Origin of the sequence: Pararoseomonas sp. SCSIO 73927, assembly GCF_037040815.1 — a bacterium.
GTDB lineage: Bacteria > Pseudomonadota > Alphaproteobacteria > Acetobacterales > Acetobacteraceae > Roseomonas.
In genome coordinates this window covers 2,405,671-2,420,973 of sequence record NZ_CP146232.1, presented here as the reverse complement: position 1 = coordinate 2,420,973, position 15,303 = coordinate 2,405,671, and the positions used below count along the sequence as shown (strand labels likewise).

Annotated in this window: 19 protein-coding genes; 8 read left to right on the top strand and 11 right to left on the bottom strand. The window is 73.5% G+C overall.

Features of this window, described 5'->3' with window-relative positions:
* Nucleotides 1–10 precede the first annotated feature (10 nt).
* The 3 genes from VQH23_RS11440 to VQH23_RS11430 form a co-directional block, all read right to left on the bottom strand.
* Nucleotides 11–1,123, bottom strand: coding sequence for a 2-aminoethylphosphonate--pyruvate transaminase (locus VQH23_RS11440; protein ID WP_338665768.1), 1,113 nt, complete (start codon nucleotides 1,121–1,123; stop codon nucleotides 11–13).
* Nucleotides 1,124–1,187: 64 nt separating this feature from the next.
* The gene (locus VQH23_RS11435) at nucleotides 1,188–2,420 is read right to left on the bottom strand and encodes a YeeE/YedE family protein (protein ID WP_338665767.1); all 1,233 of its coding nucleotides are present in this window, start codon (nucleotides 2,418–2,420) and stop codon (nucleotides 1,188–1,190) included.
* A gap of 109 nt (nucleotides 2,421–2,529) precedes the next feature.
* On the bottom strand, nucleotides 2,530–3,150 hold the full coding sequence (locus tag VQH23_RS11430) for a DUF1194 domain-containing protein (protein WP_338665766.1): 621 nt from the start codon (nucleotides 3,148–3,150) through the stop codon (nucleotides 2,530–2,532).
* A 174-nt stretch (nucleotides 3,151–3,324) separates the two neighbouring features.
* Between VQH23_RS11430 and VQH23_RS11425 the strand changes: the two genes are divergently transcribed.
* On the top strand, nucleotides 3,325–3,984 hold the full coding sequence (locus tag VQH23_RS11425) for an exopolysaccharide biosynthesis protein (RefSeq protein WP_338665765.1): 660 nt from the start codon (nucleotides 3,325–3,327) through the stop codon (nucleotides 3,982–3,984).
* Nucleotides 3,985–4,007: 23 nt separating this feature from the next.
* On the opposite strand, the gene VQH23_RS11420 is transcribed toward VQH23_RS11425, so the two are convergent.
* From VQH23_RS11420 to VQH23_RS11410, 3 genes are all read right to left on the bottom strand, one after another.
* Nucleotides 4,008–4,517 (bottom strand): DUF3016 domain-containing protein, encoded by a 510-nt coding sequence (locus VQH23_RS11420; RefSeq protein WP_338665764.1) that lies wholly within the window; start codon nucleotides 4,515–4,517, stop codon nucleotides 4,008–4,010.
* A gap of 220 nt (nucleotides 4,518–4,737) precedes the next feature.
* Nucleotides 4,738–5,346: a hypothetical protein gene (locus VQH23_RS11415; protein ID WP_338665763.1), complete on the bottom strand. Its 609-nt coding sequence runs from the start codon at nucleotides 5,344–5,346 to the stop codon at nucleotides 4,738–4,740.
* Nucleotides 5,346–5,891, bottom strand: coding sequence for a hypothetical protein (locus tag VQH23_RS11410; RefSeq protein WP_338665762.1), 546 nt, complete (start codon nucleotides 5,889–5,891; stop codon nucleotides 5,346–5,348). The genes VQH23_RS11415 and VQH23_RS11410 overlap by 1 nt, the downstream gene beginning before the upstream one ends.
* Before the next feature lie 120 nt (nucleotides 5,892–6,011).
* Here VQH23_RS11410 and VQH23_RS11405 point away from each other — a divergent pair, with 120 nt between their 5' ends.
* The gene (locus VQH23_RS11405; protein WP_338665761.1) at nucleotides 6,012–6,446 is read left to right on the top strand and encodes a pyridoxamine 5'-phosphate oxidase family protein; all 435 of its coding nucleotides are present in this window, start codon (nucleotides 6,012–6,014) and stop codon (nucleotides 6,444–6,446) included.
* Between the two features lie 68 nt (nucleotides 6,447–6,514).
* On the opposite strand, the gene VQH23_RS11400 is transcribed toward VQH23_RS11405, so the two are convergent.
* Nucleotides 6,515–7,657, bottom strand: coding sequence for a M20 family metallopeptidase (locus tag VQH23_RS11400; protein ID WP_338665760.1), 1,143 nt, complete (start codon nucleotides 7,655–7,657; stop codon nucleotides 6,515–6,517).
* A gap of 119 nt (nucleotides 7,658–7,776) precedes the next feature.
* Here VQH23_RS11400 and VQH23_RS11395 point away from each other — a divergent pair, with 119 nt between their 5' ends.
* From VQH23_RS11395 to VQH23_RS11375, 5 genes are all read left to right on the top strand, one after another.
* Entirely contained in the window at nucleotides 7,777–8,772 is a 996-nt protein-coding gene (locus tag VQH23_RS11395; RefSeq protein ID WP_338665759.1) for a methyltransferase domain-containing protein, read from the top strand.
* Nucleotides 8,773–8,800: 28 nt separating this feature from the next.
* Entirely contained in the window at nucleotides 8,801–9,409 is a 609-nt protein-coding gene (locus VQH23_RS11390; RefSeq protein WP_338665758.1) for a TIGR00730 family Rossman fold protein, read from the top strand.
* Nucleotides 9,410–9,420: 11 nt separating this feature from the next.
* Nucleotides 9,421–10,368, top strand: a complete 948-nt coding sequence (ribF, locus tag VQH23_RS11385; RefSeq protein ID WP_338665757.1) for a riboflavin biosynthesis protein RibF — start codon at nucleotides 9,421–9,423, stop codon at nucleotides 10,366–10,368.
* A gap of 104 nt (nucleotides 10,369–10,472) precedes the next feature.
* A complete protein-coding gene (locus VQH23_RS11380) occupies nucleotides 10,473–10,886 on the top strand; it encodes a hypothetical protein (RefSeq protein ID WP_338665756.1) in 414 nt (137 codons plus the stop codon).
* A gap of 293 nt (nucleotides 10,887–11,179) precedes the next feature.
* Entirely contained in the window at nucleotides 11,180–11,617 is a 438-nt protein-coding gene (locus tag VQH23_RS11375; protein ID WP_338665755.1) for a DUF1772 domain-containing protein, read from the top strand.
* Between the two features lie 39 nt (nucleotides 11,618–11,656).
* Here VQH23_RS11375 and rsmD read toward each other — a convergent pair whose 3' ends face one another.
* The 3 genes from rsmD to VQH23_RS11360 all read right to left on the bottom strand — a co-directional run bounded on the left by rsmD (nucleotide 11,657) and on the right by VQH23_RS11360 (nucleotide 14,080).
* A complete protein-coding gene (gene rsmD / locus VQH23_RS11370) occupies nucleotides 11,657–12,214 on the bottom strand; it encodes a 16S rRNA (guanine(966)-N(2))-methyltransferase RsmD (protein ID WP_338665754.1) in 558 nt (185 codons plus the stop codon).
* Nucleotides 12,215–12,434: 220 nt separating this feature from the next.
* Complete coding sequence (locus VQH23_RS11365; RefSeq protein WP_338665753.1) at nucleotides 12,435–13,334, bottom strand: pseudouridine synthase; 900 nt, start codon at nucleotides 13,332–13,334, stop codon at nucleotides 12,435–12,437.
* Nucleotides 13,331–14,080 carry a gamma-glutamyl-gamma-aminobutyrate hydrolase family protein gene (locus tag VQH23_RS11360; RefSeq protein ID WP_338665752.1) on the bottom strand — a complete coding sequence of 250 codons (750 nt, stop codon included), beginning with the start codon at nucleotides 14,078–14,080 and terminating at the stop codon, nucleotides 13,331–13,333. Before VQH23_RS11360 ends, VQH23_RS11365 begins: the two co-directional genes overlap by 4 nt.
* A gap of 57 nt (nucleotides 14,081–14,137) precedes the next feature.
* Between VQH23_RS11360 and VQH23_RS11355 the strand changes: the two genes are divergently transcribed.
* Nucleotides 14,138–14,611, top strand: a complete 474-nt coding sequence (locus VQH23_RS11355; protein WP_338665751.1) for a nucleoside deaminase — start codon at nucleotides 14,138–14,140, stop codon at nucleotides 14,609–14,611.
* A 23-nt stretch (nucleotides 14,612–14,634) separates the two neighbouring features.
* Here VQH23_RS11355 and VQH23_RS11350 read toward each other — a convergent pair whose 3' ends face one another.
* On the bottom strand, nucleotides 14,635–15,225 hold the full coding sequence (locus tag VQH23_RS11350; RefSeq protein WP_338665750.1) for a hypothetical protein: 591 nt from the start codon (nucleotides 15,223–15,225) through the stop codon (nucleotides 14,635–14,637).
* Between the last annotated feature and the right edge of the window lie 78 nt (nucleotides 15,226–15,303).

The following is a 15,303-nucleotide window of genomic DNA, read 5'->3' as shown; positions in this document are numbered from 1 at the left end:
TAGGCGCCCTTCAGGCCGCCTCCCGCCGCACCCCCATCTCCGCCAGCACGCCCTCGATCGCCGCCAGCGCCCGCCGCATGTCGTCCGGCGTCACCGCCCCGATGCAGCCGATGCGGATGCTGGGGGTGGGCGTGTTGTAGAAGTTGCTGATCAGCACGCCCCGCCGCTTCAGCGCGTCCACGAAGCCCTGCAGGGTGAAGCCCGGCGCCTCCGGCTGGTGCAGGGTCAGGATGATCGGCCCCTGCTCCTCCGGCGCCAGGTAGGGGCGCAGCCCCAGCCGCTCCGCGCCCGCCCGCAGCACGCGCATATTCTCGGTGTAGCGGGCCAGCCGCGCCTCCCGCCCGCCCTCGGCCTCGTAGAGGTCCATCGCCACCGCGAAGGCGTTCAGCGCCTGCACCGCGGGGGTGAAGCGGAAGGAGCCCCAGCCGGCCGTCTCCGCGGTCCGCAGCACGTCGCCGAGGTCGAAGCTCCAGGATCCCGCCAGCCCCGCCCGCTCCCGCGCCCGCTCCATCGGGCACACCGCGAAGCCGATCCCCGGCATTCCCTCCAGGCACTTGTTGGAGGTGAAGAGCACCGCGTCGCATTCCTGCTGGGCGGAGATGTCGAAGGGCAGCGCGCCGAAGGCGGAGACCGCGTCCAGGATCATCCGCCGCCCCAGCGCCCGCACCGCCTCCCCCACCGGGCGCGGGTCGTTGATCACCCCGCTTCCCGTCTCGGAATAGACGAGGGAGAGGTGGGAGATCTCCGGGTCCGCCTCCAGCGCCGCCGCCACCTCGTCCGCCCGCACGCCGCGGGTGTCCGGCACCTCCAGCACCACGGGCACCCGCCCCGCCTCCCGCGCCAGGCGGATCATGCGGTCGGCATAGGTCCCGTTGCGGGGGATCAGCACCTTGCCCGCGGGGGGTACGAAGGTGCGGATCGCCGCCTCCACGATGAAGTGCCCGGCGCCCTGCAGCGGCAGGGTGGCGTGGATCCCCTCCTTCCCGCCCGCGAGGTCGCGCACCCTCTCCCGGATGCGCGCGTACTCCTGCCGGAAGTCGAGGTCCCAGGGCGCGATGTCCACCGCCATCGCCGCCTTCACCTCCGGGCGGGTCTGGACGGGGCCGGGGATGAGCAGGAGCATGGAAGGGCCTTTAGGGACGGAGGGGCAGGAAACTGCACCCCCGGTCCCGTCCGGACAACCGGGATCAGCAGCCGGTCTGCCGGGGAACCCGCTCCACCTCCAGCCCGAAGAGCGGCCGGATGCGCGTGCCCAGCACGTTCCCGAAGAAGGCCGCCACCATCCACACCCAGCCGTGCAGGCTGCCGGAGGCGATGCCGGAGAAGTAGGCCCCGATGTTGCAGCCATAGGCCAGCCGCGCCCCGTAGCCGAGCACCAGACCGCCCACCACGGCCGCGAGCGCGGAGCGCAGCGGCACGCCGAGCTTCGGCGCGTAGCGCCCGGCCAGCGCCGCCGCCAGCAGCGCGCCGACGATGATGCCGAAATCCATCACCGAGGTGACATCGGCCAGAACGCTCCCCTCCAGCGCCGCCCGCTGCGCCGGCGCCGACCAGAAGGGCCAGGAGGCCGCATCGATCCCCAGCGCCATCGCCGCCTTGGAGCCCCAGAGCGCGAAGGCCGAGGTGATGCCCCATGGCCGGCCGGAGAGCGCGAGGGTGGCGAAGTTCAGCAGCGCCAGCCCCACCGCGCCCGCCAGCACCGGCCAGGGCCCGCGCAGGAAGCGCCCCAGCCCGTGCCGCACGGGCGGGCCGGCATGCACCAGCCGCCCGTGCCGCCGCCGCTCCAGCACCACCGTGACCCCGGCGATGAGCGCGAAGACCGCGAGGTTCGCCGCCAGCGCCGCCCAGGGCCCCCAGAGGCTCACGAGCGAGATCGGCGGCAGCGAAGGCAGTGCCGCCCACCAGTGCAGGTGCGCCGCCCCCAGCGTGGAGCCGACCACGAAGAACAGCAGCGTCAGCACCATCCGCACGGAACCGCCGCCCGCCGTGTAGAGCGTGCCGGACGCGCATCCCCCACCGAGCTGCATCCCGATCCCGAAGATGAAGGCCCCGAACACTACGGAGACCCCCACCGGCGAGACCAGACCCCGCACCGGCTCCCCGAACAGCGTCCCCTGCGCCAGCACGGGGAAGAACAGCAGCGCGGCCAGTGCCAGCATCAGCATCTGCGCCCGCAGCCCCTCCCCCCGCCGGTCCGCGATGAAGACCCGCCAGGCCGAGGTGAAGCCGAAGGAGGCATGGTACAGCACCATCCCCAGCGCCGCCCCCAGCAGGTACAGCACCGCCTGCCGGCCGCTGACCGCCTGGGAAATCCAGGCGGTCCCCACCACCAGCAGCGCGGCCGCCGCCAGCGCCGCCATCGCCTGCACTCCCGGCGGGCGCGGCAGGGATGGGGCTTCGGTGGCAGTTGTGGCGGACATGGCGGCGGCTCCCGGTGCGCGAGGAAGGCCCGGGATATAGGCGCCGCCCGCATTCAACGGCATGTCATCCGTTAATGGCTGCATTTCACGTCATTGGGGCGTGCTGGGATCAGGCGGTCAGCGCTCCGCGCAGCTCCCGCACCAGCTTGCGCCGGATCGCCTCGGCGAAGGCGGCGTAGTCGGCGCACTCCATCACGAAGGCCCCCGGCCCGCCGATTACTTCCGTCGCGTAGTGCGCGGGCAGGTCCGGCTCCTCGTTCACCACGGCCAGCCCGTTCACCGTCACCCCCGCCCCCACCGCCGCGTCCCGCACGGGGCCGGAAGGGATGCCCGCATTCCCGGCCCCGTCACCGGAGACGTCCACCACCTGCCGCGACGCCAGCCCCGGGAACTCCGCCAGCAGCCGCAGCGCCGCCGTCAGCCCCTCCCCCAGCGCCGTCGCCCCGGCGGCCACCAGCCGGGGCGCGTCGTCCACCGCATCCGCCAGGGCCGCCGCGCCCTCCTCGCCGTCCACCAGGGTCCAGGGCACCGCCACGGCCTGCGCCCCCGGCCCGGACCACAGCACCGCCGCCACCGCCGCCGCCCCGCGCGGCCCGCCCGTGGCGGCCGCCCGCACCTCCGGGTCCCGGAAGGCCGCGGCCAGCCCGCCCATCATCAGCCCGAACTCGTCGTGATCGACGGAGGAGGAGGCGTCCACCGCCAGGCACAGCGCGATGTCCACGTCCCGCATGCCCGGTACATGGCCCCGCCCGGCCTGCGATTCTTCCCTTTGCCGCGGTTTTCACCTTGGGTTCTCCTTGGGCGGGGCGCCCGAAGCACCAGATTGTGAGGCCCGAAACCCGGGGGCGCCGGCGCAGGTCCCCTTCACCACCACCCGACTCCTGGGGGGAGCACGACGCGACCTATGGACGGCACCACCCACCTGCCCCTGCCCGTCCCGGGCGGGGCCCCCGCCGGGCACGCCGCCGAGGACGCAGCCCCCATCTCCCGCATCGTCGCCGAGGTGGCCGCCACCTTCCCGGGGGAGCGCATCACGCTCGGCGAGATGGCCGAGGTCTTCGGGGACCGTGCCTTCGGCCTGCTGATCCTGCTGCTCCTGCTCGCCTCCCTCGTGCCGATCATGGCCTCGATCTGCGGCCTGCCGATCCTCATCCTCGGGGCGCAGATGGGCTTCGGGCGGCGCACGCCGCGGCTGCCCGCCTTCGTCGCGCGGCGCTCGATCCGCCGCACGGACCTGCTGCGCCTCGCCGGCACCTCCTCCAAGTGGCTGCGCAAGCTGGAACGCCATGTCCGCCCCCGCCCCGGCCCCTTCACCACCCCCTTCGGGGACCGCCTCTTCGGCTGGCTGACGGTCTACGTCGCCATCATGCTCATCCTGCCCGGCCCAGGCACCAACGGCCCGCCGGCCTTCGGCAACATCGTCATGGCGCTCGGCCTGGTCGAGCACGACAGCCGCACCATGGGCTGGGGCATCGCCCTCACCGTGGTCGGCTGCATCTTCGCCACCGTGGTCCTCGCCTTGCTCTGCTGGCTGGGGATGGAGGCCCTGAACTTCGTGTTCTAGCCGGCCCCGGTTGGCCCCCCCGATCAGCCGGCCCTGAACCGCGCCTGGAACCAGTCGTCCAGCATCGCCTTCTCCGAGAAGAGCCGGTCCCCGGACTGGATCCGCCCCGGCCGCATCTCGAAGGCCTGGTCGCTCAGCCGCTCCTCCCCGCTGCGGATCACCCGCTCCCCCTCGCGCAGCCGGTAGCGCAGCGCGATGCGCGGCCAGGTGGCTCCCGTCACCACCCGCAGGTCGGGATTGTCGATGCGCCAGGGCTCCACCCGCCCGGTCAGGTCCACATCCGTCACCTCGACCTCCAGCGTCTGCCCCGCCGGCAGCCCGCCTCCGGCCAGCCGCCCGATATGCGCCGCCAGTTCCCGCAGCGCGGGGGCGTCCGCATCCACCGCCCGCCGCCCGTTGAGGCTGGCATCGGTGAAGCGCTCCGGCGACACGAAGCGCACGCTCGCCTCCCCGGCCAGCGCGCCCGAGGGCGCGGCGGCCAGCAGGGCGAGCCCCGCACCGGCGAGAAGGGCGGCTATGCGCATGCTGGTCATCCCCTGCGATCCTGCCGGCCGGGCCCGGCCGCGGCACCGGACGCACAACGCCCGCGCGCCCGCCCCCGCCGCCTCACCAGGGCTTCCCGGCAGGGTCACGCCTGCGTTACGGCCCCGGCGGCGAAGTGGCCCACAGGGGCGGGAAACGGGGCCGCACGGTGCTTGCCCCGACGCCGCTGGCGGACAGCCCGCACCCGGCCGCCGCTGCGGCAACCGTCCTTCAGCCCCCAGCGGAGGGCCGGTCCGGCGCCAGCTCCGACGCGCGCAGCCAGCCCGTCACGGGCCGCTGCCCGGCCACGTAGCGCGCCCGCACCCACTCCCCCCGCCGCTCCAGCACCGCCACCGCGTCGCCCTCCACCACATAGGGGGTGCGCGGGGTCGGCGCGCCCGGGGCGGGGCGGAACACCGCCCGCCGCGCGGTGACGAGCGCGACCCCGATCCAACCCTCCCCCGGGCGGTCCAGCCCGGCGCGGTACGGTTCCCGAACCATGTCCCCGGTCGCCATGAGGCAGCCGCCGTGGTTCTCCCGCAGCGTCAGAAGGGCCCGCCCGCCCTCGAAGGAGAGATCGCCAGGGATCGTCTCCTCCCCGGGATACCAGGTCTCCACGCGCCCGCGCCCGTTCTCCAGCCGGCCGCGCAGCAGGAAGATGCAGCTGAACTGCGGCGCCGCCTCCGTGCCGCCGCCCATGCGCGCCTCCGAGAAGACGCCGATGACCTCCTCCCCCGTGACGGCGAGGTTGAGCCCCCCGTAGCGCCCGGAGGCGGGCGGAGCGGCCGCCAGGGCAGGCCCCGCCAGGAGGAGCGGGAGGAGAAGATGCCCCATCCTCATCACGGAGGGGTCGCCCCGGTGGCCACCGCCATGAACTCGGCCCGCCGCGCCTCGAACCCCGCCCGCTCGCCGACGCAGACGGTGGAGGTCCGGCCGCGCGGCGTCTCCTGGATCACGAAGAGCGTCCGGATCTCGCGCGCCCGCGGCGGCAGGTTCTCGCCCTGGAAGTCCCCGACCATGGTGAAGCCCATGCGCCCCTTGCTCTCGAAGACCTTGGCGTCCTGGATGTCGTAGAGAGCCGAAACCGCCTTCCGCGCGAGCTCCTGCCACTCCTCCCCCCGCATCACCGCGTCCAGCTCGGCCTGGGAGAAGCGCCCGTTCTGCGGCGCCGGGGTGAAGGCCACTTGGCAGCCCGTGTCGGTGTCGGAGGCGTTCTTCACCTCGAAGCGCGCCGCCTGCCCGCGGCCCGGCGGCAGGGCGCGGGCCGCGTAGCCGGGCGGCGGCGTCAGGGCCAGCCCGCTCGCCTCGTCCCGCACGGGAGCCTGCGCCAGGGCGGCAGGGGCGGCCAGCGCCGCGACGATGAGAAAGGGGGATATCCGTCCCACGGGCGTCTCCATGCGATGCGCCCGGGGAACGCCCGGCCCCGCCGCGGGTTCATGCCCTGCCCGCCCGGAACGACCGCCGCCTTCCCGCGTTCAGCCACGGCAACCCGAGGGAGCCACTCCATGGCCCAGAAGACCCTGGCCGACATCTCGAAGGACATGGCGAAGATCGACTTCGCCATGCTCATGACCCGCGCCGAGAACGGCCACATCGCCGGCCGCCCGATGAGCAACAACGGCGAGGTGGAGTACAGGGGCGATTCCTACTTTTTCGCCCTGGACAGCACCCACACCGTCGGCGAGATCGCGCGCGACCCGAAGGTGGCTCTCGCCTTCGCGGGGCGGGAAGGCATCGTCGGCCAGCGCCCTGTCTTCATCAACGTGGAGGGCGAGGCCGAGCTGATCCGCGACAAGGGCCAGTTCCAGGCCCACTGGACCCCGGACCTCGACCGCTGGTTCGAGAAGGGCATCGACACCCCCGGCCTCGTGATGATCAAGGTCCACGCGTCCCGCATCCATTACTGGGCGGGCGAGGACGAGGGCGAACTGACCGTCTGATTGGAGGGGCTGACCGGCCGGCCGCGGCCGGGACCTCGCGGTCCCGGCCCTTCGGCGGCCCGACCGGGTCAGAGGGTCTCCAGCAGCCCCACGATCACCTGCCCGCGCGGCGCTAGGTCTCGCCACAGGATGTGCTCGAACGGGGCATGGGCGCCAGCGCCCGTGCAGCCCAGCCCGTCCAGCGTCGGGACCCCCATGGCGGCGGTGAAATTGCCGTCCGACCCGCCGCCGCGGTGCTGCTTCGGCAGCTCGTAACCCGCCTCCCGCGCCAGCGTCCGGGCGCGCTCGTAGAGGTTCAGGATGTCCGCGTTCTCCGCGAAGGAGGGCCGGTTCATCCCGCCCTCCACCGTGATCGTGATCCCGTCCTCGGTTCCGGCGAGCGCCAGGATCTCCCGCTCCATCCGCTCGCCATCTGCCACGGTGGCCACGCGCAGGTCGATCTCGCAGCCGGCCTCCGGCGGGATCACGTTCGGCCGCGTGCCGCCCCAGACCGGCGCGACGTTCGTCGTGGTGCCCCCCGCCAAGTCCACCATGGCGTGGACCTTCCCGATCAGCCCGGCCAGCGCCACCACCGCGCTGCGCCCCTCGGTCCAGTTCCCGCCGGCATGGGCCGAGACACCCTGGATCCGCACGGTGAAGCGCCCCACCCCCTTGCGCGCCGTCACGCAGGCGCCGCCCGGATTGCCCGCGGGCTCGGGGATCAGCACCGCGCTGGACCCCGCCGCCTCCCGCTCGATGATGTCACGGGAGGTGGGGCTGCCCACCTCCTCGTCCGGCGTGAGCAGGAGGGTGATCGGGCTCTTCGTCTGCACGCCCTGGCGCAGGATCTCCCGCAGGGCGTGGAAGGCCAGGAAGGATCCCGCCTTCATGTCGTAGATGCCCGGCCCGAAGGCCTTCTCCCCCTCCACCGTCCACGGCATCGAGGAGGCGAGGGTTCCGTGGTCCCACACCGTGTCCAGGTGGCCGGAGATCAGTACGGGCCGGCGGTTGCCGTGGGCGGGGCTGGCGGGGGTGCGGGCCACCAGCGTGTCGCCGTAGCCGTTGCGGCCGGGGATGCGCTCCACCACCGCGCCCGCCTCGCGCAGCGCGGCCTCCGCCCGGTCCACCAGCGCGTTCACCGCGGCCGGATCGGTCGTCGGCGTCTCCTGCAGCACCCAGCCGCGCAGCTCCTCCAGCAGGTCCTCGCTGGTACCGATCCGGGTAGCGGGCATGGGCGGTCCTCTTCCGTGGCGTGCCCGTGCTTCTCGCGCCGGGGCCCGGCCTTGTCCATGCAGGAGCTTGTCTATGCGGGGCTTATCCAAGCGGGGCCAGGTTCGTGGTAAGGGGCGCCATGGCGACCCGCGAAGACGTCCTGGCCTGCTACCGCTACATCTTCGGCCGCGAGCCGGAGTCCGAGGCCGCCGTGGCCGGCCACGTCATCTCCGACGAGAGCCTGGACGGGCTGCGCGCCCGCTTCTTCGCGTCTGAGGAGTTCCTGAAGAAGACGCGGATCAGCATCCAGCGCCCGCCGCCACTCCTGCCCTCCACCGTGCCGCCGCTGAAGGTGGAGGACAGGGCCTCGCCGGATGTGCTGCGGCGCCTGATGGAGAAGACCGCCGTCTACTGGTCCGCCATCGGCACCGAGGCCCCCCATTGGTCCGTGCTGACGAGCGAGCTCTACCGGCCGGAGCGCATCGAGGGCACGAAGGAGCACTTCTACGAGACGGGGAAAGAGGACCTGAACCTCATCCGCGCCTGCCTCCGCCGCGCTCGCGTGCCGCTGGACCAGGTGGGCACCGTGCTGGAGTACGGCTGCGGCGTGGGGCGGGTCACGCTCCACCTTGCCCGCAAGTTCCCGCGCGTGATCGCCTGCGACATCTCCCGGCCCCACCTGGACCTCGCCGCCGCCTACCTGGCGGAGGCCGGGGCCCCGGCGGCGTCCTACGAGCACCTCGGCCCGGACCGCCCGCACCCCGATGTCAGCTGCGACCTCTGGTTCTCCCGCATCGTCCTGCAGCACAACCCGCCGCCGGTGATCGCGGCGGTCCTGCGCCGCGCCTTCGCCGCCCTGAACCCCGGCGGCGTCGCGATCTTCCAGGTGCCCACCTACCGGCTGGACTACGCCTTCAGCACGGCGGAGTACCTTGCCGGCCCGCTCGGCCAGCATATGGAGATGCACGTCCTGCCCCAACCCGCCGTCTTCGCCCTGGCCGAGGCCGGCGGTTGCCGCCCGGTGGAGGTGCGGGAGGACACGCGGCTGGTGAGCGCGGAGACGGACAAGTGGCTCTCCAACCTCTTCGTGTTCCGGAAAGCCGGGGCCCCGGTATCTGGCCCCGTATCTGGATAGCGGCGTGCTGCGGTGCCACATTCCCCCCATGAGCACGACGATGAGCACTGAGATGAAGCGGGTCTGCGTCTTCTGCGGCGCGAACCCGGGCACCGACCCCGCCTTCACGGAGGCCGCCCGCAGCCTCGGCCACGCCATCGCGGAACGCGGCCTCGGCCTCGTCTATGGCGGCGGCAAGGTGGGGCTGATGGGCGTGGTGGCCGACGCCGCGCTGGAGGCCGGGGCCGAGGTGGACGGGGTGATCCCGGAGCACCTGATGCAGCGGGAGCTCGGCCACGGCTCCGTCACCCGCCTGCACGTCGTGAAGTCCATGCACGAGCGCAAGGCGATGATGGCGAAGCTGTCGGACGGCTTCGTGGTGCTGCCCGGCGGCTTCGGCACGCTGGAGGAGGCCTTCGAGGTCCTCACCTGGTCCCAGCTCGGCCTGCACCGCAAGGGCACGGTCTTCCTCGACGTGAACGGCTACTGGGGCCGGCTGAACGCCATGCTGGACGGCATGGTGGAGGCCGGTTTCGTCCGCGCCGAGCACCGCTTGCTCTCCTTGACCGCGGAGAGCCCCGCCCAGTCCCTGGACATGCTCGCCGCCTTCCGCCCGCCGGAGGTGACGCGCTGGATCGAGCGCGTCTCCCAGGCCTGATCCGGCCCGGCATGTCCTTCGGGATTGGGGCCTGCGAGGTCTGGACCGACTGGCGCGCCCTGCCGGCCCACGCGCGCGGCGGCACCGTGGCGCTGGGGAATCTCGACGGGGTGCATCGCGGCCACCGCGCCGTGCTCGCCGCCGCCCACGCCGCCCGCCCGGACCTGCCCCTGCAGGCGATGACGCTGGAACCCCATCCCCGCGAGTACTTCCGCCCGCAGGACCCGCCCTTCCGCCTGACCCTGCTGCCCGCCAAGGCCGCCGCGCTGGGCGATGCGGGCTGCACCGGCCTGCACGCCGTGCCCTTCGACGCGGCGCTGGCCGCCATGGAGGCCGAGGCCTTCTGCGAGACGATCCTGCACGAGGCCCTGGGCGCGAAACACCTGGCCTGCGGCGCCGACTTCGCCTTCGGCCACCGCCGCGGCGGCGACGTGGCGTTCCTGGCCCGCTGGGCGGAGGGCCGGGGCATCGGCCTCTCCGTCGTCCCCCCCGTCTCCGACGCCGCCGGCCCGGTCAGCAGCACCCGCATCCGCCGCGCCCTGCAGGACGGCTACCCCGAGCGCGCCGCCGACCTGCTGGGCCGGGACTGGGAGGTGCGCGGGGTGGTGTTCCACGGCGACCGGCTGGGCCGGGAGCTCGGCTGGCCCACCGCCAACATCTGGATGGGCCGCCACCTCGAGCCCGCGCGGGGGGTATACGCCGTGCGCGCCGCCCTGCCGGACGGGACCCTGGTGCCGGGCGTCGCGAATATCGGCCGCCGCCCGACCCTCGGCGGGGATCCGGAGACGCGGCTGGAGACGCACCTCTTCGACTGGTCCGGCGACCTCTACGACCGGGAGATCGGGGTGCGGCTGGTCCGCTTCCTGAGGGAGGACATGGCCTTCACCGGGCTGGACGAGCTGAAGGCCGCCATCGCGGCGGACGCGGCGGAGGCCAGGGCGGCGCTGGGGATCGGGTAGGTGCGCTCCGCTCCTCGGAACGGAGCGCACCGGGCCGCCGCCCTACTCCCGCCGCCATCCCTCGCCGGGCGCGTTCAACCCTCCAGCCCTGCAACGAGGAGCCCATGCAGCCGCCCCAAGACCGTCCCCTAACGTCGCTGAACGAGTCCTCGGTCGAGGATCTCAACGCGGCACTTCGCATCTACCGGCGGCTGCCGCTGGAGCTGCTGGGCTTCCTGCTCCTCCTCTTCGCCTCGCTGATCGGCCTCTCCTGGCTGAGCACCGCGATCTCCCCGCCCTACGGCGTCTACATTCTCGGCCAGGGCCTGGTGACCTGGGGCCTCCTCCTCCTGCTCGCCCTGCTGTTCGGGCTCTTCTGGTGGCGGGGCCGGCAGATCGGGCAGCTGCTGGACGATCCCGTCCTCACGGGTTCGCCGGTCACTTTCCTCCTGTCCGGGACGGGCATCATCGCCGAGAGGGCGAAGGCGATGGGGATGGAGTGGAGCGGCTTCTACGGGCCGCTGCGCCCCCGGCGATGAGCGCGGCAGCCGCGGCGGCCGAGAGCCTGCCACGGCGCCACCCGCCGTCGCGCGCCGGGTAGGGGCGGTTCAGGCCCGCCCAGTGACCTCGCCCCGAGGCGGTCCCGCGAAAGGTTGCTCCGGCGGCAGGCGTTCGGCATGCTGGCCCTGCCGGAAATAGAGTTGCAGGTTGGTAGCTCCTGCGCCCGTCCCCGACGGGTTCTTCTCAGCCTCGGCGTCTCGACCCGATCAATCCCGGGAGAGGCGCATCAGGCATGGTCGCGTCTCCCGAAGCGCACCAGAGGAGATTTTAGGTGGTCGCTGGCCTTGTCGCTCTCATCCTCGCAACCCTCTTCGCCGGGGCTGCGCTCTACATCAGCCTGGTGGAACACCCGGTCCGGATGGATCTGGAGGACGCTCCCCAGCTCGCGCAATGGCAGCCCAGCTACAAGCGCGCCCTGCCCATCCAGGCCGGCCTGGCCGTGCTGGGAGGGGCCGCGGGACTGGTAGCCTGGTACCAGCTGCGCGACTGGCAATGGGGGGCGGCAAGCCTGCTGTTGCTCGCGAACTGGCCCTTTACGATGCTGGTCATCATGCCGACGAACAAGCGACTGATGGCGCTGGCGCCGCAGGAAGCCGGGGCGGTAAGCCGCGCCATGTTGCGCCGCTGGGGAGAGCTGCACGGCATCCGGAGCGGACTTGGCTCTGCCGCCTCTCTCCTGTTCGCCTGGGGCGTCCTCGCCATCCGCTAGGCCCGTGGTACGCCCCCATTCTAGCCGCCACCGACGGCGTCAGCCCTCTCGCAGCACCAGCACGCGCGCGGCGCCGTGCTCGCGCTCGGCCAGAACCTCCCATCCTTCGAGGACCGGCACCGCCTCGCCCCGCCCGATCTCCAGGCAGGCCAGCGCGCCGGGCGCGATCCACCCCGCGCCCCGCAGCGCCGCCAGCGCCCGCGCCCCCAGATCCTTCCCATAGGGCGGATCGAGAAAGACCAGTCCGCAGGCCATCTCCGCCCGGGGCGGCCGCAGCACATCCGCCGGCAGCACCCGCGCTACGGCCTCCGCTTTCAGCGCCGCCAGATTAGCCCGCAGCACCGCCAGTGCCACGCGATCCTTCTCCATGAAGAAGCCCTGCGCCGCACCGCGCGAGAGCGCCTCCAGCCCCAACGCCCCCGTACCCGCGAAGGCGTCCAGCACGTTCGCCCCTTCCACCGCCGCCCGCCCTGCCCAGGGCGCGTGCCAAAGGGAATCGAACAGGGCCTGCCGCACCCGGTCCGCCGTCGGCCGCGTGCCCTCCCCGGGCGGCGCCTGAAGGGCGCGGCCGCGCCACTGGCCGGCGACGATCCTCACGACCCGCTCCGGGGAAGGTCGTGCGCTCCCCAGCTCCATAGCCAGGGGGCTGCGTCTTCCGCCCGCCTCTGCGCGAAGCGCCGGCCATCGGCGGGGCCGCGCCCCTTTGCGCGGCCCCGCCGATGGCCCCCTCCCCAGATGGAAGGTCCAGGAAACTCAGTTTCCTGGCGGATGGGGGTCCGGGGGAAGGCTGAGCCTTCCCCCGACGCGAGAGGGCCCGTCATTCCGTCCGCGGCTTCGCCCCCCAGGGCGTCCGGTGCGGGTCGCCCGCGCGGCGGGCGCGGGGCGCGCGCTTGCGGGGCGGCTCGGCCTCGGCCGGGGGCAGGGGCTCGCGCTCCACGCCGCGCTGGATGCGGGGCTTGGCCGTGGCCACGCCCAGCTCGTCGCGGAGCGTCCGGGCGTTCACCTCCTCCACCGCGCCGGGCGGCAGGGCGCCGAGCTGGAAGGGGCCGTAGGCCACGCGGATCAGGCGGGTCACGTGCAGGCCCAGATGCTCCATCACGCGGCGGATCTCGCGATTTCGCCCCTCCTGCAGGGTCACGGTCAGCCAGGCATTGGTGCCCTGTCGGCTGTCCAGCCCGGCGGTGATGGGGCCGTACTTCACGCCCTCCACGGTGATGCCCCGGGCCAGCCAGGCCAGCGCCCCCTCATGCACCTTGCCGTGCACGCGCACGCGGTAGCGGCGGGACCAGCCGTTGGAGGGCAGCTCCAGCCGGCGCGCTAGGGCGCCGTCATTCGTCAGCAGCAGCAGCCCCTCGCTCGTCAGGTCCAGCCGCCCGACGGAGACGAGGCGGGGCAGGCCGGCGGGCAGGCGCTCGAAGACGGTGGGCCGCTTCTGCGGGTCCTTGTGGGTCGTCACCAGCCCGTCGGGCTTGTGGTAGCGGAACAGGCGCGTGACCTCCGCCGCGCCCACGCGCTGCCCGCGGACGAGGACGGCGTCGCCCTCCGCCACGAAGGTGGCGGGCGTCTCCACGGTCCTGCCATTGAGCGTGACCAGCCGCTCGGCGATCAGGGCCTCTGCGTCGCGGCGGCTGGCCACGCCCGCGCGCGCCAGCCACTTGGCGATGCGCTCGCCCCGTGCGGTGTCGTGGGCGGCGTCGTCGGGCGTGTCGTCGCTCATGCGGCGCGCCGGGCGGCGGCACCGCGCGCGGCCTCTACGAAGGCGTCCAGGATGGCCCCGTCCCGCGCATCCACCGCGTATTCCGGGTGCCACTGCACGCCGAGGCAGAAGCGGTAGCCCGGGTGCTCCAGCCCCTCCACCACCCCGTCCGGGGCGCGGGCGTTGACGATGGCGCCCTCCCCCGGCCGGTCCACCGCCTGGTGGTGCGCGGAGTTCACGGCCATGGAGGGCGCGCCGACGATGCGGGAGAGAAGCGTGCCCGGCGTCAGCGCCACCTCGTGCCCCGGCTCCGTGCGGGGATTGGGCTGCTCATGCGCCAGGGCGTCCGGCACGGCATCCGGGATGTGCTGGATCAGCGTGCCGCCCAGCGCCACCGCCAGCAGCTGCTCGCCGCCGCAGATGCCCAGCACCGGCATGTCCCGCCGCAGCGCGCCGCGCAGGATCTCGATCTCGAAGGCCGTGCGGCCCTCCTTCAGCACCACCGTCTCGTGGCGCTCCCCGCCGCCGTAGAGGGCGGGGTCCACGTCGAAGGCACCGCCCGTCACCAGCAGCCCGTCCAGCCGGTCGAGGTAGGCCTCGGCCAGGGCGGGGTCGTGCGGCAGGGCGACAGGCAGCCCGCCCGCCGCGGCCACGGCGCCGAAGTAGTTCCGCCGCAGCGCGTACCAGGGCAGCTTGGAGTAGCCGCCCCCCTCGACGGGAGGCTCCTCGGCATCAAGGGTCAGGCCGATCAGGGGTCGTGCGGTCATGCAGGGGTTGGTAGAGCGTGCGCCCCCCTGCCCACAAGCGCGCATGAAGGAGACGACATGACGGAGGCCGCGCCCATGGCCCCTTCCATGGCCCTTCCCATGGCGCTCGCGCTGGACGAGGCCCGCGCCGCCGCCGACCGGGGCGAGGTGCCGGTGGGCGCCGTGGTGACGGACGCCGCCGGCCGGGTCCTGGCCCGCGCCGGTAACGAGGTGGAGGCCCGCCACGACCCCTCCGCCCACGCGGAGATGCTGGCGCTCCGCGCCGCAGCCGCCGGGCGGGGCGCGAAATGGCTGGCCGACACAACCCTGTGGGTCACGCTGGAGCCCTGCCCCATGTGCGCCCAGGCCAGTTCCTTCTTCCGGGTGCGCCGCGTGATCTTCGGCGCCTACGATCCCAAGGGCGGCGGGGTGGAGCACGGCGCGCGCGTGCTCTCCGCTCCCTCCTGCCACCACGTGCCGGAGGTGGTGGGCGGCGTGCGGGAGAGGGAGGCGGCGGCCCTGCTGCGGGCCTTCTTCCTGGCGAGGCGGTGAGGCGCCCCCCCCCTTCAGCCCTCTCAGATCAGGCTCAGCTCCGTCAGCGTCATGGAGAAGGGCGTCACCGGGCAGAACACGATCACCCGGCAGCCCTGCAGCCCCTCCCCGGCGGAGGCGACGAACTCCACCGCGTGGAAGCCCGGCTGCGGCCCCAGCTCGATCGCCCGGCCCGGCAGGTCCGCGCTGGCGCCCCCCGCCCCCGTGCAGCGGAGAAGGCAGCTCAGCGTCAGGGGCTGCGGGGCGCTGCCGCGCAGCAGGAGGGTCGTCCTCCCCTTCTCGCGCAGGGCGGCGGCGTCCCAGTCCATCTCCAACGTCACCCAGGTGCTGCTCGTGCGCTGTCGCAGCGCGATCTCCAGCCCCCGGCCAGGGTCGGAGCGGAGGTGCAGGTCCGGCCTGGACCCCTGGCGGAAGCCGACCGTCAGCCCCGGGACGATGTCCCCGTACGGCTCGGCCAGGGGCTGTGGCCCCAGCCGCTCCGGCGCGGCGGCAAGGGCGCGCACGTAGTCCGGCGAGGAGGCCGCGACGCGGTTCCCCGCCACCGCCAGTTCCCGCTTCAGGGCAAGAACCGTGTCCAGCAGGTCATCTACCCGCTCGGCGATGCGCTGGGCCATCGTCGTGCTCCGTCTGTGTGCGGTGCAACATTCCGTCCTTCGCCATGAATCACAAGTGAAATTCTCTTCTTTTCCCGA